Source organism: Spiroplasma endosymbiont of Amphibalanus improvisus, from assembly GCF_964030645.1.
GTDB lineage: Bacteria > Bacillota_I > Bacilli_A > Mycoplasmatales > Mycoplasmataceae > CAXIPX01.
In genome coordinates, this window is record NZ_CAXIPX010000003.1 from 342,359 (window position 1) to 365,259 (window position 22,901).

Here is a 22,901-nt window from a genome sequence, read left to right on the forward strand (position 1 = left end):
TATAATTTTACCATATTTTAAGATAATTTTTAATCTTATTTTTATAATGAAATTAATGAAAAATCTTGTAAGTTTTTTAAAAATATATTATTATTTTTACATTATATTTACTTTGAGGTTATTATGAAAAAACTGGTAAGTTTTTTAGGTTCATTGTCAATTGCAGTGGTTCCGGCAGTTAGTGTTATTTCTTGTAGTGATGATAACTTTTATAATTCTACATTTCTTCCAGAATTAGATCAAAAACGCAATGCCGTTATTTATGTAGGGGCTGATGATTGTCCTTTTTGTGAAGACTTTTACTACAATATTTGGAAAGATCATTTTGACACTCCAGAATTAGCATCAGCAAGTTGAAGTGAAATTTATAATGACCCAAGTTCTCTGCACAGATGACCTGATTATGGTAAAGAAGATTTTAAAGAAATTGATTTTCTGCACTATCAAGTTGAATCTGAAGAAAGTGCTTATGAAGATGATTCTGTAAAATCGATGAGCGACTGAATTGTTAATTGATATAAAGATTTTAATTCTAATAATGATAATTATAAAAATCTTGAGTTATCTAGAGAAGATATTGGTTTAGATGGTTTACCTTTATTTATTTTTATTCATGATGGAGAATTTTCCGGTTTTCAAGTTGGTGCTCCTGACAAATATCAAGAATTTATTGGCGGAATATTTCATTATTTAATTTATGGTGATTTCACTACAGATCCAGTACCATCACCACCTGATCCTGATGCTGAATAAAATATGTTTAACGGTATTTTTTTAAATAATTATTTTAATAAAAAATTAGGTCCTTTTTGGACTTCTTTTTTTGCCAAATTTTCAAAATTTAATTGTCTTAAAATTTCATAAGAGATGATACTCACTGAATTAGATAAATTTAAGCTACGCACATTATCTTGCATGGGTATACGCATACAATTTTCTAAATGTTGTTTCAAAATTGGTATCGGAATGCCTGTTGATTCTTTGCCAAAAATTAAAAAAAATTCTTCTTTATTTTCTTGAAAATTAAAATCAGTATAAATTTTTTGGGCGTAACGTGTGCTGAAATAAAAATTTTTATTAGGATGTTTTTGTATAAAATCATTTCAATCATCATACAATGTATAATTAACATTTTTTACATTATTTGCACTTGATCTATTTAAAGATTTTTCAAATCTTTCATCAAAGAAGAAACCGAATGGCTCAATTAAATGTAATTTAGCATTTAAAGCTGAAGCAGTTCTCATAATAGCACCAACATTAGTGTGAATTTCTGGTTCAAATAGTACAATATTTAACTTTGAATATCCCATATTATAATTCAATCCCCTTTCTAGCAAATTGCTTATGTGTGTCAAAATAATGTTTTTCTTTTTTTACATAACTGACCAAATCAAAAGCATTAATAATCACAGGGTCTACTTGATGACCGGAAACTAAAAATTCTATATTGTCTTTTTTATCTTTTAATAATTTTAATAATTCTGTTTCTGTTATTTGTTTATTAACAATACAATCCAATAATTCGTCAGCTAAAATTAAATCATAATCAGAATTAGTTAAATCTTCGTAAAGTTTACTAAATCCATCTCTCATTTCTTGTTTAAATCTTCTTCTTTCATTTTCGTTCATTTCTCAAATAAATTTATTTCCAGATTGATAAATTTTAATAAACTCGATGCCTAATTGATCAAAAATATTATCTTCACTAGATACTACATTTTTTAAAAATCTATAATATTTAATTTTTTTACCAGCACCCAATGCCCTGATCGCTGAACCATTCAAAATAGATGTTTTACCTTTACCATCTCCATAATAAAGATGACTATAACTTTTTTTCATATAGTATACCTCTAATTATATATATACAGTATATAATAATAGTAATATTATTCAGGAGCAATATAAAGGTTAAATGAAATTTCAAATTAAAACCCAATTAAATTTAGGATTGAGCAACCAAACATTTATTGATATAAATGATATTTTTATTAGATATAGCAAATCCGAAACTAATGTATTTTTTAATCGTCAAAACGAAATTAATGTGATCAAAAATATTATTCCTTTTTTTACAGAAACAATCACAATCATTGATTATGGTTTCGATGATAATAACTTTTATGTAGCTTCGAAATTTGAAAAAAAATTTAAACATCTTAATGATGTTGAGATTGATGACAAATTAATAGAGCAAGTCATTATGATAATAAAAAAATTTCATCAAATTCCAATTAAAAATAAAGTGGAACTCTTCGATTATGAAAAATATATTTATTGATTTTATAATCGAACAAAAAACTGGATTGATCGTCCCTTAGAAATTACCGAAATAGATAAATGTTTAACTAAATTACGAAATAAGCCTATGGACATTGTGCTTTGTCACCAAGATTTGGTTCCTGGAAATATTTTAATTTTTGATAACAAAATTAAAATAATAGATTTTGAATTTAGTTATTTGAATGATAAATATTTCGATTACGCAAGTTTAATAAGCGAATCTTTTCAAAACGATCAAAAATATAAAAATATAATTTTTGAAAAAATGAAATTTGATACAAAAGAAATTGAACAAGTTGAATTATGAATTCAATATCAAAATTTTTTATGAGCATTATGAAGTAATTATTTATATCAAGAAACACATAAACCTATTTATAAAACAATATATTTTGAAAAAATAAAAAACATAAAATAATATTTTATGTTTTTTATTTTTCTAATTTTTCTTCAGAATTAATTGTGTTTTTTTCTTTATTATTATTTATAATTTTTTTTGATTTACGATATTCTATTTGATTTTTCAATACCAAGGATAATGGGACTGAGACGATTACTCCTAGGAATAAAAATCCTAATGTCATCAATAATCTGTAAAAAACATTATCTCATCCATCCCAAACATAACCGCTGACATACAAACCTAATAAAACAAAAGTTAAAGACAAGTTATAAATAATCTGGTCATGATTATGGAGACCAATTACGTATGTAAATATAGTTAAACTTAAAATTATAAAAAACAAAGCGAAACAATAACCTATCGCTGCACCAGCTTGAATATTTGGTCAAACTGCAAAAGATACATCTGGTGATGTCAATAATCAAAAAGTTAAGCATAATAAAAATGACTCTAAAAATAAAAAAATCAAACTTTTATAAAAGATTGTTTTTTCTTTGTGAAATTCTAACCTTTTATTAACTTTTTCACTAACGTCTATTCCTTGTTTAGCATTTCCGATAATTACCACCTACTTTTCGCAATTATAACCCTTATATAATAAATAAAAAAATCACTTTTTTCAAAGTGATTTAACTCTTTCATTGGAGCGGGTGAAGGGAATCGAACCCTCACAGTCAGCTTGGAAGGCTGAAGTTCTACCATTAAACTACACCCGCAATAATAACAAAACTGTACAGTTTTGTTTGATTACTTTTGGTACCCGAAGCCGGACTTGAACCGGCACAGTCGTGAGACCGACGGATTTTAAGTCCGTTGCGTCTACCTATTCCGCCACTCGGGCAAATGGTGCACCGTATAGGATTTGAACCTATGACCCACTGGTTAAAAGCCAGTTGCTCTACCTGCTGAGCTAACGGTGCATTGGCTGGGCTAGCTGGATTTGAACCAGCGCATGAGGGAGTCAAAGTCCCTTGCCTTACCGCTTGGCTATAGCCCAAAACTGGTGGAGGGAGAGGGATTCGAACCCCCGAACCCGAAGGAACTGATTTACAGTCAGCCGCGTTTAGCCTCTTCGCTACCCCTCCGATAATAAACCTTTTAAATAATATATTATTAAAATGAATTTTTCAATATATAAATTATTTAAATTAAAGATTTATTTAAATATACTATTTTTTTAAAATAAAAAGAACCTTTACGGTTCTTTTTATTTATAAATTAGCTATAAATTATTAATTTTCGTCTGTTTTTAACAATTCAGATCTAATTTTTTTGTAACTTAATTTAGCTTGTTTTTTGTCTTCATCAAATGAAAGTATTTCAACTTCAACTGAATCGCCAACTTCAACAAAATCGTTGATTGATTTTACAAAGAAATCTGAAAATTCACTAATGTGAATTAATCCTGTAGCATCACCAATTTTACAAAAAGCTCCGTAAGGTGCGATATTAGTGATTTCCGCAGTTACAATATCTCCTGGTTTTAACATCCCCTAAACCCTTTCTTATAATAATAAATTTATATAATATAATGACATAACAAAGTAATTATATTATTAATATAATTATACCATAAAATAAGGGTTTAAATGAAAAATGAACAATAAATCAAAGAAAATTTATAATATTATAACAAATTTAAGACCATATATTCAACAAGATGGAGGTGATATTGAATTTATTAAGTTAGAAGATGATATTGTTTATGTTCGACTATTAGGAGCTTGTGTAGGGTGTGGTTTGATTGATATGACCATAACTAACGGAGTAGAACAAATCATTAAACAAGATTTTCCTGAAATAAAAAAGGTTATTGTTAACATGTAAAACCAACTAATAAGTAATTGAAAAATGTGAAAATTTATCATTATAAACTGTTGATAACGAACGATAAGCTATCGGGGTAACCACTTGAATTATCGGGTAACTAAAAATAAATAGATGTAAAAAATTATATGTTAATGAATAATATATTGGAGAGTAACCTTGTCAAACATCATCAGGATATAATTGATTTCAGATTAGTACCCCTGATAAGGTTTGCCAAAACAAGATTATTAATAATACAAGAAAAGTGTGTAAGAAGTAATTAATATAAGTTTTAACGTCCCTATCTTTTGTGACATCAAACTTCATTAAGCCTACTATCGCTGGTGTGACCATTGGCAATAAATAATCAAGTAGAAAACTTCATCCAGATACAATACTAGAATTAACAAATAATATACCTATCAACGAACTTATTAGACCTGTAAAAAAACCAGCTAAAAAACTATGTAGAAAAGAAATTACCATTAAAGGTATGTATTTAAGTGCTATCCCTCCTCCATTTGGGAGGTTTGGGAGTATTCCATCAACATATGCTAAAATCACTGTTAGACTTACAAAAATACCAACTAATGCAATATCAAATGTTTTTCACTTTCTTCAACCTAAAAAATACAAAAATCGATTTTTTTTATATTTTTTAGTATATTCAAAATTTTCTAGATCTTTATTTTTAAAAGCAAGTCAAATGGTCATAATAATATTAAGTATATTAAAAGAAATAATATTTATAATTAAAAATTGCACCTTAAAATTTTTCAAATTTTTATCTTTATCAAAAAGAAAAAATAATAAGGATAACGTTGATAACAAAATAATTAAAAATAAATATACAATTGCGACCATTTTAATAGAAGAATAATTGTCGGCTGTAGTGTGAATATTTAAAAAAATAACAACTTGTTCAGAACTCAAAACAGAGAAAGTTATTAAAAATGATAATCCAGCTATAATTCATAAAATAGACGACAGTGCTCCTAAGATGCTAAATCATGGAACCCTTGGTTTTTTCGCAGATTTATAAAGAAATTTATTTTGAAAAAATAGTTTCATATTTAACTATTAACCTGCAATAATGTGATCTAATCTGATGTCATTCAATGAAGGGTATATACTTTCAACTTCTAAAATTTTAAAAGCAATACCTACTTTCATTCCATTGTACATATTTAAGGTTCTATCATAGCAACCTTGTCCAAAACCTAAACGATAATTATTGATGTCATATGCTACTGTGGGCACAAAGATAATATCTAAATTTTCTAGATTTAAAGGATTTTTATTTTCTATTTTTGGTTCATAAATATTTAAATTATTATTAAATTCAACATCTGTTAAATCATCAATTTTATAAAAACTTAATGATTTATCATTTTGAATTTTAGGCAAATAAACATTTTTAGAATTATTAATTAATTCCTTGATTATAGGGATGGTATTAATCTCTTCTTCTAATGAATAATAAATTGCAATATTTTTAAAATATTTCATAATAGAGTAATTTCGAATTTCTTTAAGAACAATCTCTGACGCAATCTTGCGCTGTTCTTTTGTCAACATTTTTCTTTTGTTAATCATTTCCATTCTTAAAGTTTCTTTTTTTTCTGATTCATCTATTTTCAAATTAACCTACCGAACCTTCCATATCCATTTTTATCAATTGGTTTAATTCTACAGCATATTCTAATGGTAATTCTTTTGTAAACGGTTCTAAAAAACCCATTACAATCATTTCAATTGCTTGTTCTTCAGATATCCCTCTGCTCATTAAATAAAATAATTGCTGTTGAGATATTTTAGAAACTGTTGCTTCATGCTCAATTTGAGATTCATTATTTAAAACAGTGTTTGTCGGAATGGTATCTGAATGCGATTGATTGTCCAATATTAGCGTATCACACTCTACTCTTGCTTTTGAATTTCGAGCATTTTTACCAATTTTAACAAGACCTCTATAATTTGCTTGTCCACCTTGTAATGTAATTGATTTAGCAATTATCTTAGAACTGGTATTTTTACCCAAGTGAATCATTTTTGCACCTGAATCTTGATAAACACCTTTACTGGCAACAGCAATCGCTGTACAAACAGCTTTTGAATTGTCACCCGCTAAAATTGCAGAAGGATACTTCATATTAATTTTTGAGCCAATATTGCCATCAATTCAGTCCATTTTACCATTTTTTTCTACATATGCTCTTTTAGTAACTAAATTTAAAACATTATCACTTCAATTTTGAATTGTTGTGTACCGAACTTTAGCATTTTTTTTAACATATATTTCCACAACTGCAGCATGCAAAGAATTTTTGCTGTATACAGGTGCTGTACAACCCTCTATGTAATGTAGTTCTGAACCCTCATCTGCAATTATTATAGTTCTTTCAAACTGACCCATATTAGTATAATTAATTCTGAAATAAGATTGTAAGGGTTTTTCTAATTTAACATTTTTGGGAACATAAATAAAAGACCCTCCCGACCACACAGCACTATTTAACGCAGCATATTTATTATCATCATTTTTAACTATTTGAGCAAAATATTCCTTAAATAATTCTGGATATTTTTTTAGTGCAGTATCACAATCCAAAAAAATAACTTTTTTTTCTTCAACTTCTTTTAGCATATTGCCATAAACTAATTCACTATCATATTGAGCTTTTACTCCTGCTAAAAATTTTTGTTCAGCATCGATTAAACCTAATCTGTCAAAAGCTTTTTTAATCTTTTCCGGGACTTCACTTCAAGTGTTTTCCTGTTGCTGTGATGATTGAACATAATAATTGAAATCATTGAAATCAATAAAATTTAAATCAGGTCCTCATTTAGGATTTTCTAACTCTAAAAATTTTTGATAAGCCTCTTGACGTTGGTCAAACATTCATCGAGGTTCTTTTTTGTGTACACTAATCTCTTTAACGACGTTTTGATTAAGACCTTTTCTAATTTTAAAAACAGGTTTTACATCATCATTAAAACCATATTTATACTTTGTGATTTTTTCAATTTCTTCAGTTTGCTTTAATTTTTTCATAAAACCTCTAAATAGTTAGATGTATAACTATTTATCTTCCTTATTGTTTTTACTTTTTATCAGCTTATGATAACCATCTATCCCGATCAAGGAACAACGGATGCGATTAGGCTGTTTATACACATTTGAAAAAACAATTAATTCTTCTAATACTTTTTCATCACAAATTTTATTACTAATCATATTATTATATTGATTAATTATTTCCTTGGCCTGGGTTATTGTTTTGCTTTTTAAAATTTTAGCCATAATATTGGTTGAAGAAATTGAAATTGCACATCCTTCACCTTCGAATCGAGCTTCTTCGATTAAATCATCTTTAAATAATAATTCCACAGTAATATTGTCAATGCATGATTCACTAGATTGATTAATATACACAGCATTTTTATCTAATAAAAATTTTTTATTTTCCGGATCACTATAGTTATCAATAATAATTTGTCTGGCATTTACTAAATCTTTAAAATTCATCTTATATTACAGTCTTCCTAAAAAAACATCTTCATTAATAATTGCCGCTATTAATTTATCAATATCATCTTTTGTGTTGTAAATAGCGACAGACAGTCTAATGATAGATTTTTGTTTTATAGTATCTAACAATAGTTTTGCGCAGTTATCACCACTTCGTAAAATAATATTATTGACAGAACCCATGTGTGTTACTACATCTTGAGAAAAAACGTTTTTAACATTGAAAATGCAAATATTACTATTTGCTGCATAGATTTCTATTTTTTTTGATAAATGATTTTTCTTTACTTGATCAACAAAATAATCGATCAGCATCCGCTCGTGTTGTCTTATCTTTTCTAGTGAAATTTTAGTTAGATATTTAACCGCCTCTGAAAAACCAAATATTCCAGCACCATTTATAGTTCCTCCCTCAAAACGATGTGGAATTTTCGACAAATCATAATTTAAATTTTGAGAATTAACTCTAGTTATCATAGAACCACCATATAATAAAGGTTCTATCTTTTTTAATTCTTCTATTTTTCCTCACATAAAACCTATACCCGTAGGACCATACATTTTATGTGCTGAACCTACAATAAAATCTGCACCTCATTTTTGGACATCTGTTTTTATATGCGCTAAACTTTGTGCTGCATCTATAATTATTTTAATATCAGGATTAATTTTTTTAATTGTTTTATTAATTTTTTCTATGTCTTGAAGCATAGCTGTGGTATTAGAAATCGAAGCATAGCTAATAATCTTAGTTTTAGAAGTTATAAGTTTCTTTAAAGATTCTATATCTACTTTAAAATTAGGTAAAAAATTAATGAATTTAATTTTTAAATTTTTAATTTTTGCAATTTTAATTCACGGTATTATATTTGAAGCATGTTCATACTTATTGATTATTATTTCATCACCAGACGTTAGTTCTGTCATTCCAAAACAAATTTGATTTAATCCAAAGGTTGCACCTGAATTAAAAATTATTTCATCCTTATTAGAACAATTAATAAAATCTGCAATTTGTTTACGAATATTCTCTATAGTCTGAAAAGTTTTATAACTTAAATCGCTATCTTGGTTATGACTATTTGTCGAAAAATTTAAATAAAAATCATTAATTTTATTAATTACAGAAATTGGTTTTAAAGTGGTTCCAGCATTATCTAAATAAATAACATCAGGATTATTTTCAAAAAATTGAAATTCTCTTTTATAGTCCATATTTTAACCTTTCATATTAATTCATAATAACATTAATTTTTTCAATCAATTCTTCTTTTAACTTTTCTACAGAAATATGGTTGATAACTTTTTTTAAATAACTCATGCATATTAGTTTCTTACTCGCATTTAAATCTAATCCTCTAGATTGTAAATAAAATATTTGCAAAGGATCTAACATTCCAATTGCATTCGCATGACTTGCGATAACATCGTTTTCATTAATAATCAAAACAGGATCGCTGCTTGCGATTACTTGTTTATCAAAAATAATTATCCTTAAATCTTGATGTGTTTCAGATCCTGCCGAACCTGCTTTGATATTAGAAATACATTTAATTTTATATTTTGATTTATCTTTACAAACTGAATAAGTTTGAATTTTAGAATAAGTTTTTTTGTCATTATGTAAGAAAGATAATTCTGTATTTTTTTCATCATTATTAAAACTTAGTGATGCTGAATTATAGTTAACTGTCGCTCATTCTTTTTTTAATTCAAAAATTTTTTTATAATTCAGATTATTATCATTTGAAATATCTAAATTATGATAATCTAAATTTGATTTATAATTTAATTCAATATTAATTTTAATATTGAAATTTTTATTTTTAAAATTATCAGTATATAAGTTTAAAATTTTTACATCACTGTAATCATTCAAAATGATAGATAAATCGTGATCTGATTTTAACTTTGGTTCATTAATAATTGTTAAACTTTTTTTATTACTAAAAATAATTTGGTCATATTCATAGAAATTCAAATTTTTAAAAAGGGTCGTATCATTAATGTTTAAGATTTTTTTCATTATATCTAATTATCCTTAATAACCTTTTTAATACCACAACCTAAAGCTGAAATTCTTTTATCATTCACTCGTTCTAATATTTTTTTCTTTTCTATTCATTCATAACCGTTTTCATTAATTTTATCTACTAATTCATAACCACCATTCATCACAACATAACCGTCTATTAATATGTGAACATGCGTGGGTTTTACCAAACTATAGAAGCGATCATAATGAGAAACAATTAATGTAGCCATATTATTTTTTTTAACTAATTTGTTAATCTCTTCAGCGATTATTTTTAAAGAGTCAACATCTAAACCAGAATCAATTTCATCTATTAAAGAGATTCTAGGTTGTATTAATTTCATTTGTAATATTTCATTACGTTTTTTTTCACCACCAGAAAAACCTGTATTTAAATATCTTTTTATCATATCTGGTGACATCTTTAATTCTTTTAAATAGCCATTTATTAAATTGTAAAATTCAACTAAATTAATTTTTTCTTCTCGATGATTATTTAAAGAAGTTTTTAAAAAATCTAAATTGACAAGACCATTAATTTCTACTGGATTTTGCAAGGCTAAAAATAATCCTTTTCGACTTCTTTGATCTACACTTAATTCTAAAATAGATTGGTTATCAATCAAAATATCACCCTTAATTATTTTATAATCAGGATGACCCATGACTGTCATTAATAATGTACTCTTGCCATTACCGTTAGGACCCATCAAGGAATGGATTTCTCCTTCTTTAATAATTAAATTGACACCCTTTAAAATTAATTGATCCTCAACTTCGACAAATAAATTCTTAATTTCTAATTTATTCATTAACATCTTTCCTTTAAAAATAAAATATTTAATTTATAATAACATTTAATAAACAAAAAAAATATTTTACTTTTTTTATTTAATTATTTTTAATTGACATTAAAAATAATTAAATTATTATATATTTATATGTTTTATTACTTTTGGAGGGTTAATGAAAAAATTAATTTCACTCTTGAGCACAATGACTTTAGCTGCTGCACCAGTAATTGGTGTTGTAGGTTGTTCAAGTGACGATAAATATGATGATCAAATTTGAGCTTGATTGCCAGGGTTAGATGATGGAGAAGATATAACAAGTGCTGATGTTTGAAGAAATGTCACTCCTTTCAGTGATGATAATTTAGATTTAACAGATCCTATGTCATGGAATGCAGATATTCGTGCTGTTTATTTACACCACATAATGTTGATTTTCAATGTTTCTCTTTTGGCTACTGCCAAGGATTATGATGATAATTCTGATGATGATAGTAATGCTTGAAATAAAATGTTCAAAGCAGCAGTACCAGGTAATAAAAATTATATTAATGTTATTTCAAGACTTCAAAAAGAGTTCTCAAAAGATTGAGATAAATTAATTGAAACAGTAGATCGTGAAGTTAATGATAAAAAAGAAGAATATAAATCTGATTATGGTAATAAATGAAACAAAGAGTGAGATAGCTTTTTAGAAGATTATGATGGATCAGAAGAAAATTATAAAGCTGATTTAATGCTTGAAGGGGACTCAATTAATGCTACAACTTTAGTGAATAATGAATTAAAAAAATATAGTGATGTTGGTTATGACATTCCTGTTCCGGTTGCAAATATTCAGAGTGGATATTTAGATGCAGTAACCGATGAAAATGGTGATATAGATAATAGTGAATTCACACGAGAATATAGTCCTGATGCAAAACCAGGAGATACAAAATACTGAAGTCCTGAAGAATTAGAATTATTAAGAGAAATTGTGTTATCTGCAACTCCATATGACCCATCAGATGATTCATCTGTTGAATATCAACTTTGGGAAAAAGATAGAAATGGTAAAGCTGAATGGAAAGATTATAGGGATGCTTTTAAAGCTTTAATTTCTGGGAATGATTATGATTTAAGCGGTGATATGATGTTTGATGTGCCACCAGCTAAATTAATCGGTTCGAATTATGTAAGAACAGATTTAGATAGTGATAAATCAGTTCCGACAGAAGGCGTTATTTCAACTGCCCAGGTTTTTGAATTAAATAAGTGGTATAATAATTTTCATCCTGTAGCTTATAGTTCAGCATCATTTCCTTTCAAAGATGGCGAAAGTATTTCAAATGGAATCAGTACATCTTCTTTTAGTCAAAGTGATCAAGATAATATTAAAAAAGTTTTAGATGGGAATGGAACAGAAAATTTCTTCGTAAAGAGTCCGGATTTTTTAACACTAAACAGTATTACTGATCCTGATCCTGATCCTGATGAATCAACTAATAATAACTTAGGCACTGGGACACCGGCTTCAATTGATATTGATGCATTGAATGCAGTTTATAATTTATTATGTGACACAAATAATGAAATTCCTACTGTATCAACATATTCAGATTTGATAACTCAAGTAAGTCGTAATGTCCAAAATGATGCTGATGCTAATGGTGTTGGTTATGATTATACAACACAACATATGTTTGCAAGATGTATACCTAGTTCTAATTCTCAAACTGTTGCTTATATTGATGAAAGTGGGCTTAATTTTATAACTGTAAAGGGAACGAACTATAATGGTTCAACATCTTGAACAACTCCGAATGATACATTTGATGAAAAAGTAGCTAATGATGATTTCATTCAAACAACAAGTAAAATACCGAACGGAGATGTTTGATCACAAAATGAAATCGATGATGTAGTTAATAATTGCAATCAAGGAATTGAAAATAATTATTTAAGATATTTATTTAATTATTCATACGCTAGAGATTATAGTTGTTTTAATTCACCTATTGATAGTGCTAATGACTATTCAAATTTTGATACATCAACAGATGTTAATGATAATAGCGAATGATGGATGTTTACTTATGATTACATTGGAGAATTAGAAAAAGCAACTACAGCGAATGCAAATTGATTTAGTGATTTTATAGAAATTAATGATACTGATGAAGTGAATAATCCAAATGAAACTGCCGTTATAAATTTAATTCAAAACGATTCTTATGATATGGATCAATATTATCTTCAACAATTTTATCAAAAGATAGCAACAGCTGATGATGACTTAAAAAATAAAGGTGATAGTTATCCTGTAGAACAATACAGAAGACCTGATTTTAGCAACTACATATTTAAAGGCTAGGAGAATAAAAATGACAAACAATATTAAAAAAAGTATTAAAATTTTTAATTCAAGTTTGATTGCAGTGTCTTCATGTCTATTAGTTGTAGCCTGTACTGATGCGGCTGATAAAAGATTTGATACAGCTGGATTACCAGATGAAATCAAAGATGACATTATGTTGAATATTCAATGTAATCAAGATATTTTTGGGGATGTAACTTTTGAAGATATTTTTAGTGACCAAGATATGAGTGATATCGCTGTTCAACTATTAGACCAATCTGTTTCCAAAGCATACTTTGAGCGAACACAAACTGATACATGATCTTATTATTTGCAAAAAGCGACTAATAGTGATTCTCCTATAATGTGAAATGACGATGAAACGATGGATAATATTTTTCAAAGTTGGGTTGAAAGCTTAGCTACAGACAAACTTTATTATGATTACTTAAATGGAGTTAATAATAATAATCGTTTGGAATGAAATATGTCTAATTATTTAGTAAGTGATAAAGCTATACCTAAATTAGGTTTACAAGGAAAATATTATGTACCTACTGATTCAAATAATTTACCTAATGGTGTAGGTCAAGTTAATACTAATAATGATGTTGATACTGATACTGTTAAAGAATGATTAACTGGTGGTGGTGGAGACACTATTCCTGAAGTTAAAATTTATTTGAAAAACTGATTTTATGACTATTACATTCACGAAGAAGTTCCAGATATCTTGGACTATATTTTAACTGCAATTTATATTGATAATTCATTGATAATGAATTATCAAATGGATAATGGTAACGAAGGAATTTCTATTCAAAAAAATGGTAATTTGTTATACAATATGCAATCTTGAGAAGATATTCAAAGCAGTAGTGGTTTACAATCAAACTTTAAAATGGTCTGACAGTTAGAGGTTGATCCTAATTATACTTTAGATCCTAATTCTACAACTGCAAAAATGAATGGGTATGATTGAGACCCTCAAGTCTTCGGGGGCGCATTAAATGCTATTGATTCTGATCCTTCGTCTTACGAACAAGACACAAGCGGAGGGGATCCTATTTGAGGTATTCCACATTTCCAAGGTTTTGCCGCAATCAATAGTGATGATAATACGGTTATAAACACTGAATATTACACTGACAATACTTATTATTCAACAGAAATGATCGATGCAAATAAAGCTGGTTGATTAGTTAATGACCCTGAAAATCTTAATGATCCTTATAGTTTTAGTAATGATGATAATACAAGTAAATATTACGCATTTGTCTTGCCTATATATGGAATTGATATTTTTAATAATTTAACTCTTGGTTATAAACAAGATGCTTCTGATCCTAACAGTCCTTCTTTAGTACAGGGCATAGACTTGAAACAAGTTAACAGTTCAAATGGTAAACCTACCGATACATTGGATTGAAACATGACAAATGGATATGACAAAAATGGATATGAAGTTAGATATTTGCATGATTTAAATAATAGTGATCAAGCTGGACTAGGCACTTTAACTAATGATGGTAATGAGATTTATAATGACAATGGTGATTTTAATTCTGGAGTTGAAACAACTAAATTACAATTAATAAGATGAGCTGAATTTTCATTTGCTCAAGATTCTTCAATTTCAGAGCATGCTAAAACTAACTTATACTCATGAGCATTTGATTATAATCCTGATAATATTTGATCACAAACATTATATGATGCAATTGGTTCTTATGTAGAATCAGATTATGAATAATTGTATATTTTGTAAAATAATAAATCGAGAAATACCGGCATATATCATTTATGAAGATGATGATGTACTAGCATTTTTAGATATTGAACCTATCAGTAAGGGCCACACTTTAATAATTCCTAAAAAACATTATCAAAATTTAACTGAAACATCAGATGAATTAATAATGAAAATGGGAGTGATTAATAAAAAAATCGCATTAAATATTTTAAATAAATTAAAACCACAAGGTTTAAATTATTTAATCAATCAAGAAGCGATAGCTGGTCAAGTAATTTTCCATTATCACCAGCATATCATTCCTAAATATGATGCTAAAAATGGTTTAACTATTAACCAAAATATAATTAATAATGATTCTTATAATTTAGAAACAATAAAAAAAGAGATTTGCATTAAGTAAATCTCTTTTTTTATTTCTTTTTCCGATCATCGTAGTGATTTAGAAATCATCTAGACTCTGCTGGGAATAATCTTGGTGTTTGTTCGTTTAAATCAGCTTTCTTAACTGCCTTATCAATAAAATTAATTCTAGCATCCAAATTATCTAAAAACGATAAAATTTCAGCTTCAAGAATCCTTGGCAATACTGGAGAACCAAATTCTAGTTTTCCATGAGATGATAAAATCATGTGCTGTAGCAATGCTATTTCTTTATTGTCTTTAATCTTCAATTGTTTAGCAATACACAAAACTTCTGCATTCATTATTGAAATATGTCCTAGTAATTTCCCTTCAACAGTGAACACACCATTGTAAGGATCTGAAATTTCAATAACTTTGCCCATATCATGTAAAATAATACCGGCATACAATAATTCTCAATTAATTTTTTTATCATGGTAAACCGGTTTTAACGCAATTGCAGATTTTAGCATTGTATAACTATGTCACATCAAACCACCAATAACATTATGATGGTTTTTAAGGGCTGCTGGTCAAATTTTAAAATTATTTTTATGATCACGCATTAAATTTAACAATATATTTTTATATGTTCCATTTTTAAAATTTGTTACTACACCTAAAATTTCGTCATAAACTAAATCTAAGTCAATTGGAGCAGAAGGGACTAATTCCTTAATATCATATTCAGTATCTGTTAACACAGAATAATTATTAACTCTTAATTGAATGTCATCACGATATTTTAAAATATTACCCCTCACCTTGTAAACTTTACCGATTAACAAAGAATTAATATCTTTATCAGAAGCATTTCAAATTCTAGCTAATAGCGTTCCAGTAGAGTCTTTAAAAGTAATATTAATATACTTTTGACCTGAATCTGTAGCTCCTGTTATGGCATTTTCGCACATCACAACCAAAGTAACATTATTATTGGGTTTTAATTCATTTATTTTTAACAAATTTTATTTCCTCGAACAAAACAATAAAATATTATTATGTTAATAATACAGGATTATTCAGCAAACTTCCAATATGTCTAACAAAATTTGTTGCATCATGTAAATCAATAATTGATGAATTATAAGAAAGGATTAACAATAAATTTGAACCTTTAATATTACTTGCGAATTGGTCATCTAAATTTTCATTAAATGAAATTGCCAACGAAGCTAAATTATGATCAAGTAGTGTAAAACTTAATGGTCTAACACCCATTCTACTGTAATCTGAAATTAAAAAAGAAATTATTTTATGATCTTCAACACACTTATCACTTTCTTTTAAAGAATTTACTTTTGTCACTAACTTACTATTAATTTCTGAAATTGAATTATTTTCCATGTTTTTAACAGATGGATATTTAGTGCCATTTTTTGTCAATACACTGACTGCTATATTTTTCCTGTTTTTGATTATAATTTGGTTATTTTTTAAATTATAATATGAATTAAAAATTGGATATTTATCTAAAGCACATTGTACAGCTTTCACAAAATAACTAGCTGTATAAAATTTTTCATTTTTATCTTCATATTTTTTTACTTGTTCTTTTAGAAGCGACAATAATTTATCGATGTTAACTTGATATTCAAAAACATTTTTAGGAACATTATTAGAATTTTTACTTAAAAAAGAAATTCTTTCTTTCATATCATTATGAATGTTAATAACAACATCTTTATTTTTTAAGTATTTTACTTTTTCTTTTTTATTTAAAGAAGCAGAATTAAACACATCTTTATTATTTTTTACATTATGATCTTTATTGTTGATTTTGTTAGATTTTGTAGTGATTGGTTTTTTCTTAGAGTTTTTATAGTTGTTTTTATTTTTTAAAGATTTTTCTACAACTGGTAAATTTTGATTTTCGTTAACGCTATTAGCTGAAATCACTTTTTCTTCACTGTTAGAAAGTTCATCAGATTCAATATTTTTAAATTGTTCTCTACGGCGAATATTATGATTTAATTTACGAGTAATATCACCTAAATCTATTGTGTGATTGATCTCTTCAGTATAAGATAAACCAGCATTATTCATGATTTCGCGAACATCAGATTCAATATTTTTAATTCTTACCAAAGCATCTTCTTCATCATTTTTTTCTAATTGTAAATCTTGTTTCTTATCAAGCATAACTTCCGTATCAGAAAGTTCCCTAACAAAAATACCACCTTTAATATTGGCGTTTTTGCCTTTTAATGATTTATTGAATGATTCCAATTCTTTAATAATAAGATTTTCTTCTGAAGATGGATTTTCAATTTTTTCAACTTGTAACTTTAAATCATCAACACCTTGTAAATTTTGAAGCGTAGTTGTTATGTCAGCGGGAGGTTCTACATTATTATCTATATTATTATTCACAGACATTTCTCTAGCTAATTTACTCATTTTACTTTCCTTATTTTTTTTCGATGGTTTAATTTTACGTTTACCATCAAGAATATCTGTTACATCATCTTCTTCAATAAAAAAAGTACTATCTGGGTATTCAATAGTTTTGTCAACAAAAGCATCTATATTTTGATCAGGAACATTTAATTGTTCTAACTCATCAACGAAATTATTTTTTTTACTTTTATCTTCTTGTTGGTCAAACAAGTTAGAAATTTTGTTTTTAAAATTATCATCTTGAAAAATATTTTCTGTTTTAAAAAAAGGATTTTGCTTACGATTATAACGCTGAATTGATTGATTATTTAATATATTATATTTTTCACGAACATCATTATTTTCTAATTCATCTAAACTTTCAATATGGTTATTTTCATTACCATTAATTGATTTGTTCAATTTATCCTCAGCATCTAGACTAACCAATAAATCATTAATACGATCAACATTAATTTTTTTTGAATCATTTTCTTCTGAATTATTCATAACATCTGAATCTAATAATTTTTGAATCATTTGTTCTCTTAAAATACTTGTTTTATTTACATCAATAGCACTTGATAAATTATTATCAACTTCATAATAATTGGTATCATTATAATTAATATTATTTTGTTGATTTATTGGTATAGTTTTTTTAATAGTTTCTTGAAAATCAAAAATTTTAGTACCACTAGTAATTACTTGGTTTTCAGAAATTAAAATATTTTCAATATAACCATTAGATGGTGCAACGATTTCATAATTCATTTTTTGAGTTAGAATTACTGCTAATAATTGACCCTTTTCAACTGCTTCTCCACCTTTAATATTAATATTATCAACTAAACCATTACGATTTTTTTCAGATTTATAAAATATATCGACCATATTATTTTAATACTCCCTACAGAAATAACTATTCTTATAATGTATAAATTTAACTTAAAAGTCAACACCCCAAAACTAATTTACAGATTATTTAAAAAATTATTTTTTAAATCGTTATGCATTTTTTCTTGTTTTTCTTGCGCCTTTAAAAGTGATTCTTTGCTAACTGCTACATAATAAAATTTAATTTTTGGTTCTGTACCACTGGCACGAACTGCAACTCATGTCCCATCTTCAAAGTAGAATTTTAATAAATCCTGAGCTGGCATATCATGTAAACCGTCTAAATAATCTTCTTTTTTAATACATTTTAAATTATTTAATGTTTTTATTTTTGCCGATCTCAGTACTTTTAGCATTTTATTTATTATCATTCTACCTTCAAGACCTTCATAAATTTCGTTAACTGTAAAACAGTAATAGTAACCAAACTCTTGATAAATATCTTCTAATATATCTGTCATAGTTTTATTTTTTGAAGCAAAATAATTACATGCTTCTGCTAATACAATACTAGATTGAATTCCATCTTTATCTCTTGTCGCAGGATTTAAAACATATCCATAAGCTTCTTCGAAACCAAAAATAAAACTTAAATTTCTTTGTTTTTCTAAAGGAATTCTTGAACCAATTCATTTAAAACCAGTTAAAGTTTTAACTATTTTCACCCCTCATTTTTCTGCAACTCGGTCTGATAAATCACCTGTTACAAAAGTATTGTACATTACTGCATTAGTCGGCAATTTATCGGCAGCTTTGTGTTGAGATAATCAATATTCTAATAAAATAGGTGCTGTTTCATTACCTGTTAATAACTGATATTTACCATCAGAAGTTTTTACTCCAATGCCAATACGATCGGCGTCTGGGTCATTTAAAATAATTAAATCAGCATCATTTTTTTTAGCGTAATCAATCGCTAAATCATAATTTGATAATATTTCTGGATTAGGTTTAGGAGCATTTGTAAATTCTTCATCATATTCATATTGTTCTGCTACAATGATTACTTCATAACCTAATTCTTTTAAAATCACAGGAGTTCAATCTCTACCTGTTCCATGTAAATTTGAAAAAACAATTTTAATTGTTTTTTTCATATCTGGGTGAAATTGCATTTTTTTAATCATAATTTCATATTTATTTCTAATACTATTATCCAAAACCGTAATTAAATCTTTTTTATCATTAGAAAAATTATTAAAAACTTCACTTTGAATAACATTATAATATTTAGAAATAGCATTTGTCTCATCTGGTAAATATTGACAACCGTTTTCATCATATATTTTATAACCATTATATATTTTTGGGTTATGACTAGCTGTTATTACTATTCCACCAACACAATCTGCTGTTTTTACAGAAAAAGAAATAATTGGAGTTGGAACGAATTGATCATTAGGGAATATTTTTGTTTTAATATTAAAACTGGCAAAAATTTGAGTAATATCTTTTTGAAACGCTAGACCTCATTTTCTATTATCACAACCAATTACAATACCTTTGGTTTTTAATTGGTATTCACTAAAACGACTTTTTAAAAATTTAATAAACGCCAAAGTAGCTCTTCTCACAGTAAAAATATTCATTCTTCCAGTACCAGCTCCAAGGATACCTCTTAAACCTGCTGTACCAAACTCTAATTCTGTTGCGAATGCCTCTTTTTTTTCAGTTTCAGTTAAATTATCAAACATCGATTGTAATTCTTTACCTAATTTACTATAATTTTTTTTTCACAAATCATAATTTTTTTCGTAATTCATAATATTTTCTCCTAACTATAAATAACTTTTATTTTATTTTATAACATTATTTATCTAAATTATTGATTTTATCTTGATTATTTATAATTTTTAATTTTTTATTCATCTTTACTTCTACATTATTATCCAAATTAGGTTTATAAAATTTAGTATTTATAATTTCTGGAGGCATACAACTTTGTTTCGAGTGATAATAATTGTCTTTAAATGGGTAATCATATGCACTAGTTCCGTTTAATTTTTCAGCACTGTTGTAACTATTGTCTTTTAAATAAATTGGCATGTTTTTTAAGCCATTACTTTTGATATGTTCTATTGCTCTATCTAGCGCCATATACGCGCTGTTAGATTTAGAAGTTTTGCACATTTGAATAATAATATTTGCTAAAATTATTCTCCCTTCCGGGAACCCTATTTTACGGAAAGAATCACATGCTATTATCACTCTTGAACAAAGTTCTGGATCAGACAATCCAATGTCTTCATGTGCCATAATTACCAATCTTCTTAAAAGTGCTTCATGATCACCACTTAACAACATTGCCGAAGCGTAATATATTGCAGCATCGCAGTCACTAGCACGGACAGATTTTTGTAGTGCAGATTTTAAATCGTGATGTTGGTCACCATAAGAAGCGTTTAAGATATCTATGTTAGGAATAATTTTATTTAAAATAGATTTTGTTATTAAAACATCAGGGTAAATATTTAAAATCAATTCAAAAGTATTAATAACAAACCTAATATCTCCATTAGATTTTTTTGCTATAAAATCAATGTTTGGTATAGTGATATTTATTTGATTGTTTAATTTAGGTAATATGATATTTTGAATGGCGTCAGACATTTCTTTAACAGTTGGTTTCTTTAACTGCAAAATATTACTTCTACTACGCAGAGCTGGGTTAATAACGAAATACGGATTTTCAGTTGTGCATAGGAAAAATGTAATTTTTTTTTGTTCTGTAAAGGATAGTAAAAAGTCTTGATTAGTTTTATTCATCCTATGAACTTCATCTACTATAATAATAATTTCTTCTTGCTCGGCATATTGAATAAATTTTGTTAACATTTCTTTTTTATCTTTTGAGGCATCAAATAGAAAAAATGTTTTTTTCAAATCATTAGCTAGTGATTTAGCAAGTGATGTTTTTCCGATACCAACTGGTCCATAAAAAATTAAAGAATTTACGTAATTAAATTCAACCATTTTTTTTAGAATTCCATTTTCATTTAATAAGTGCGATTGACCAATTATTTCCGATAATGTTTTGGGTCTTAAAATTTCTGCTAAATTTGTAATTGTCTTTACCACCTTATTTTCACAAAATAATTATTTTAAATTTGAAACATATTTTTTAATTGCTTCTACCATGTCTAAATTTTCTCAGGGGAGTTGCTGTTGTTTTTCATCTTTACCAAAATGGCCATAAACTGCAGTTTGTTTGAAAATAGGTTTTTTTAACCCCAATGTTTTAATGATTTGTTTAGGCGAAAAATCAAAAAATTTATTTATAATATCATAAATTTGATCCTTAGGTATTTTTTCTGTCCCTTTTGTATCAATATAAACTGAAATAGGTTTTTCCATCCCAATCGCATAAGAAACTTGAATTTCGCATTCATCTGCAACCACTCCTGAGGCTACTAAATTTTTCATTGCATAACGGCACATATAAGCTGCTGAACGGTCTGTTTTTGTGGCATCTTTTCCACTAAATGCTCCGCCCCCATGTCGAGCTGAACCACCATAAGTATCTACAATGATTTTTCTTCCAGTTAAACCTGTGTCTGCTTTTGGTCCGCCTATCGAAAACTTACCAGTTGGATTAATTAATATTTTAAAGTCAGTGTTCATATTATATTTTTTTGCAATAGGCATAATAATATTATTTTTAATAAAAGTAAAAAATTCATTTGCATCATAATTTTCAGAATGTTGAATTGACATCAATATTGTATCTATTCTTTGAAATTTAGGATCGGTAGTATCAAGAGTGACTTGCGATTTCATATCTGGTCTAGCATATAAAAAATGATTTTCTTTTCTTAATTTAGAGGCTAAACTAACTAAGTCATGTGCCATAACAATTGCATTTGGCATATATCTATCATTTTTATTTACAGCATAACCATAAACTATTCCTTGATCTCCAGCACCATTATGATCTACACCTAAAGCTATGTCAGGTGACTGATGATTGATTAAATTGATAATTTGACAATCGCGATAATCAATTCCTCATTCAGAGTTATCATAACCAATTTCTTTTAAAATATTTCTAACTATTTGAACATAATCTAATTTTGCTTTTGTGGTAATTTCACCACCTAAAACAACTGTTTGATTACAAATAAAAGTCTCGCAAGCGACACGAGACTTTGGATCTAATTTTAAACATTCATCTAAAATGGCGTCACTTATTTGGTCGCAAATTTTATCTGGATGACCTTCAGAAACCGATTCACTAGTAAATAATATTTTTGACATAATTAGATATAAACCT

At 27.1% G+C, this 22,901-nt stretch carries 22 protein-coding genes and 5 tRNA genes; 6 read left to right on the top strand and 21 right to left on the bottom strand.

Annotation, left to right across the window (positions count from 1 at the left end; all coding sequences use genetic code 4):
• Positions 1 to 123: 123 nt before the first annotated feature.
• On the top strand, positions 124 to 753 hold the full coding sequence (locus tag AAHM77_RS01925; RefSeq protein ID WP_342252453.1) for a lipoprotein: 630 nt from the start codon (positions 124 to 126) through the stop codon (positions 751 to 753).
• A gap of 29 nt (positions 754 to 782) precedes the next feature.
• Here the strand turns inward: AAHM77_RS01925 and AAHM77_RS01930 are convergent, their stop codons facing one another.
• Positions 783 to 1,313, bottom strand: a complete 531-nt coding sequence (locus tag AAHM77_RS01930) for a tRNA (cytidine(34)-2'-O)-methyltransferase (RefSeq protein WP_342252454.1) — start codon at positions 1,311 to 1,313, stop codon at positions 783 to 785.
• A gap of 1 nt (position 1,314) precedes the next feature.
• Entirely contained in the window at positions 1,315 to 1,845 is a 531-nt protein-coding gene (locus AAHM77_RS01935; RefSeq protein ID WP_342252455.1) for a cob(I)yrinic acid a,c-diamide adenosyltransferase, read from the bottom strand.
• Positions 1,846 to 1,918: 73 nt separating this feature from the next.
• On the opposite strand from AAHM77_RS01935, the gene AAHM77_RS01940 reads away from it, so the two are divergent.
• Positions 1,919 to 2,704, top strand: coding sequence for a phosphotransferase (locus AAHM77_RS01940; RefSeq protein WP_342252456.1), 786 nt, complete (start codon positions 1,919 to 1,921; stop codon positions 2,702 to 2,704).
• A gap of 13 nt (positions 2,705 to 2,717) precedes the next feature.
• Here AAHM77_RS01940 and AAHM77_RS01945 read toward each other — a convergent pair whose 3' ends face one another.
• The 7 genes from AAHM77_RS01945 to AAHM77_RS01975 form a co-directional block, all read right to left on the bottom strand.
• A complete protein-coding gene (locus AAHM77_RS01945; RefSeq protein ID WP_342252457.1) occupies positions 2,718 to 3,257 on the bottom strand; it encodes a DxFTY motif-containing membrane protein in 540 nt (179 codons plus the stop codon).
• A 74-nt stretch (positions 3,258 to 3,331) separates the two neighbouring features.
• Positions 3,332 to 3,405: transfer RNA gene (locus tag AAHM77_RS01950), tRNA-Gly, on the bottom strand.
• A gap of 38 nt (positions 3,406 to 3,443) precedes the next feature.
• Positions 3,444 to 3,530 (bottom strand) — tRNA-Leu (locus AAHM77_RS01955).
• 3 nt (positions 3,531 to 3,533) lie between these two features.
• A tRNA-Lys gene (locus AAHM77_RS01960) sits at positions 3,534 to 3,609 on the bottom strand.
• A 2-nt stretch (positions 3,610 to 3,611) separates the two neighbouring features.
• A tRNA-Gln gene (locus AAHM77_RS01965) sits at positions 3,612 to 3,686 on the bottom strand.
• A gap of 4 nt (positions 3,687 to 3,690) precedes the next feature.
• Positions 3,691 to 3,774, bottom strand: a tRNA-Tyr gene (locus AAHM77_RS01970).
• 147 nt (positions 3,775 to 3,921) lie between these two features.
• Positions 3,922 to 4,179 (bottom strand): S1 RNA-binding domain-containing protein, encoded by a 258-nt coding sequence (locus tag AAHM77_RS01975; RefSeq protein WP_342252458.1) that lies wholly within the window; start codon positions 4,177 to 4,179, stop codon positions 3,922 to 3,924.
• A gap of 106 nt (positions 4,180 to 4,285) precedes the next feature.
• Between AAHM77_RS01975 and AAHM77_RS01980 the strand changes: the two genes are divergently transcribed.
• Positions 4,286 to 4,516, top strand: coding sequence for a NifU family protein (locus AAHM77_RS01980; RefSeq protein ID WP_342252459.1), 231 nt, complete (start codon positions 4,286 to 4,288; stop codon positions 4,514 to 4,516).
• Positions 4,517 to 4,522: 6 nt separating this feature from the next.
• On the opposite strand, the gene AAHM77_RS01985 is transcribed toward AAHM77_RS01980, so the two are convergent.
• From AAHM77_RS01985 to sufC, 7 genes are read right to left on the bottom strand one after another with little or no spacing between them, the layout of a single operon-like run.
• Positions 4,523 to 5,569: an energy-coupled thiamine transporter ThiT gene (locus AAHM77_RS01985; protein WP_342252460.1), complete on the bottom strand. Its 1,047-nt coding sequence runs from the start codon at positions 5,567 to 5,569 to the stop codon at positions 4,523 to 4,525.
• A 9-nt stretch (positions 5,570 to 5,578) separates the two neighbouring features.
• Positions 5,579 to 6,139: a 5-formyltetrahydrofolate cyclo-ligase gene (locus AAHM77_RS01990; protein WP_342252461.1), complete on the bottom strand. Its 561-nt coding sequence runs from the start codon at positions 6,137 to 6,139 to the stop codon at positions 5,579 to 5,581.
• Between the two features lies 1 nt (position 6,140).
• Positions 6,141 to 7,553, bottom strand: coding sequence for a Fe-S cluster assembly protein SufB (sufB, locus tag AAHM77_RS01995; protein ID WP_342252462.1), 1,413 nt, complete (start codon positions 7,551 to 7,553; stop codon positions 6,141 to 6,143).
• A 27-nt stretch (positions 7,554 to 7,580) separates the two neighbouring features.
• Positions 7,581 to 8,027: a Fe-S cluster assembly sulfur transfer protein SufU gene (gene sufU / locus AAHM77_RS02000; RefSeq protein ID WP_342252463.1), complete on the bottom strand. Its 447-nt coding sequence runs from the start codon at positions 8,025 to 8,027 to the stop codon at positions 7,581 to 7,583.
• A 6-nt stretch (positions 8,028 to 8,033) separates the two neighbouring features.
• Positions 8,034 to 9,245 carry an aminotransferase class V-fold PLP-dependent enzyme gene (locus AAHM77_RS02005; protein ID WP_342252464.1) on the bottom strand — a complete coding sequence of 404 codons (1,212 nt, stop codon included), beginning with the start codon at positions 9,243 to 9,245 and terminating at the stop codon, positions 8,034 to 8,036.
• Between the two features lie 16 nt (positions 9,246 to 9,261).
• Complete coding sequence (locus AAHM77_RS02010) at positions 9,262 to 10,056, bottom strand: SufD family Fe-S cluster assembly protein (protein ID WP_342252465.1); 795 nt, start codon at positions 10,054 to 10,056, stop codon at positions 9,262 to 9,264.
• A gap of 5 nt (positions 10,057 to 10,061) precedes the next feature.
• Positions 10,062 to 10,877, bottom strand: coding sequence for a Fe-S cluster assembly ATPase SufC (sufC, locus tag AAHM77_RS02015; protein ID WP_342252466.1), 816 nt, complete (start codon positions 10,875 to 10,877; stop codon positions 10,062 to 10,064).
• A gap of 154 nt (positions 10,878 to 11,031) precedes the next feature.
• Between sufC and AAHM77_RS02020 the strand changes: the two genes are divergently transcribed.
• The 3 genes from AAHM77_RS02020 to AAHM77_RS02030 are packed head-to-tail and all read left to right on the top strand — an operon-like array spanning position 11,032 to position 15,353.
• Positions 11,032 to 13,212, top strand: a complete 2,181-nt coding sequence (locus AAHM77_RS02020) for a hypothetical protein (protein ID WP_342252467.1) — start codon at positions 11,032 to 11,034, stop codon at positions 13,210 to 13,212.
• A gap of 10 nt (positions 13,213 to 13,222) precedes the next feature.
• Entirely contained in the window at positions 13,223 to 14,950 is a 1,728-nt protein-coding gene (locus AAHM77_RS02025; RefSeq protein ID WP_342252468.1) for a hypothetical protein, read from the top strand.
• Positions 14,943 to 15,353, top strand: a complete 411-nt coding sequence (locus AAHM77_RS02030; RefSeq protein ID WP_342252469.1) for an HIT family protein — start codon at positions 14,943 to 14,945, stop codon at positions 15,351 to 15,353. The genes AAHM77_RS02025 and AAHM77_RS02030 overlap by 8 nt, the downstream gene beginning before the upstream one ends.
• Before the next feature lie 10 nt (positions 15,354 to 15,363).
• Here AAHM77_RS02030 and AAHM77_RS02035 read toward each other — a convergent pair whose 3' ends face one another.
• The 5 genes from AAHM77_RS02035 to metK all read right to left on the bottom strand — a co-directional run bounded on the left by AAHM77_RS02035 (position 15,364) and on the right by metK (position 22,885).
• Positions 15,364 to 16,320: a 3'-5' exoribonuclease YhaM family protein gene (locus AAHM77_RS02035; RefSeq protein ID WP_342252470.1), complete on the bottom strand. Its 957-nt coding sequence runs from the start codon at positions 16,318 to 16,320 to the stop codon at positions 15,364 to 15,366.
• A gap of 34 nt (positions 16,321 to 16,354) precedes the next feature.
• Positions 16,355 to 18,628 carry a 2-oxo acid dehydrogenase subunit E2 gene (locus AAHM77_RS02040; protein ID WP_342252471.1) on the bottom strand — a complete coding sequence of 758 codons (2,274 nt, stop codon included), beginning with the start codon at positions 18,626 to 18,628 and terminating at the stop codon, positions 16,355 to 16,357.
• An 80-nt stretch (positions 18,629 to 18,708) separates the two neighbouring features.
• Positions 18,709 to 20,394 (bottom strand): phospho-sugar mutase, encoded by a 1,686-nt coding sequence (locus tag AAHM77_RS02045; protein ID WP_342252472.1) that lies wholly within the window; start codon positions 20,392 to 20,394, stop codon positions 18,709 to 18,711.
• 46 nt (positions 20,395 to 20,440) lie between these two features.
• The gene (locus tag AAHM77_RS02050; protein WP_342252473.1) at positions 20,441 to 21,709 is read right to left on the bottom strand and encodes an AAA family ATPase; all 1,269 of its coding nucleotides are present in this window, start codon (positions 21,707 to 21,709) and stop codon (positions 20,441 to 20,443) included.
• Positions 21,710 to 21,727: 18 nt separating this feature from the next.
• On the bottom strand, positions 21,728 to 22,885 hold the full coding sequence (metK, locus tag AAHM77_RS02055; RefSeq protein WP_342252474.1) for a methionine adenosyltransferase: 1,158 nt from the start codon (positions 22,883 to 22,885) through the stop codon (positions 21,728 to 21,730).
• Positions 22,886 to 22,901: the final 16 nt, after the last annotated feature.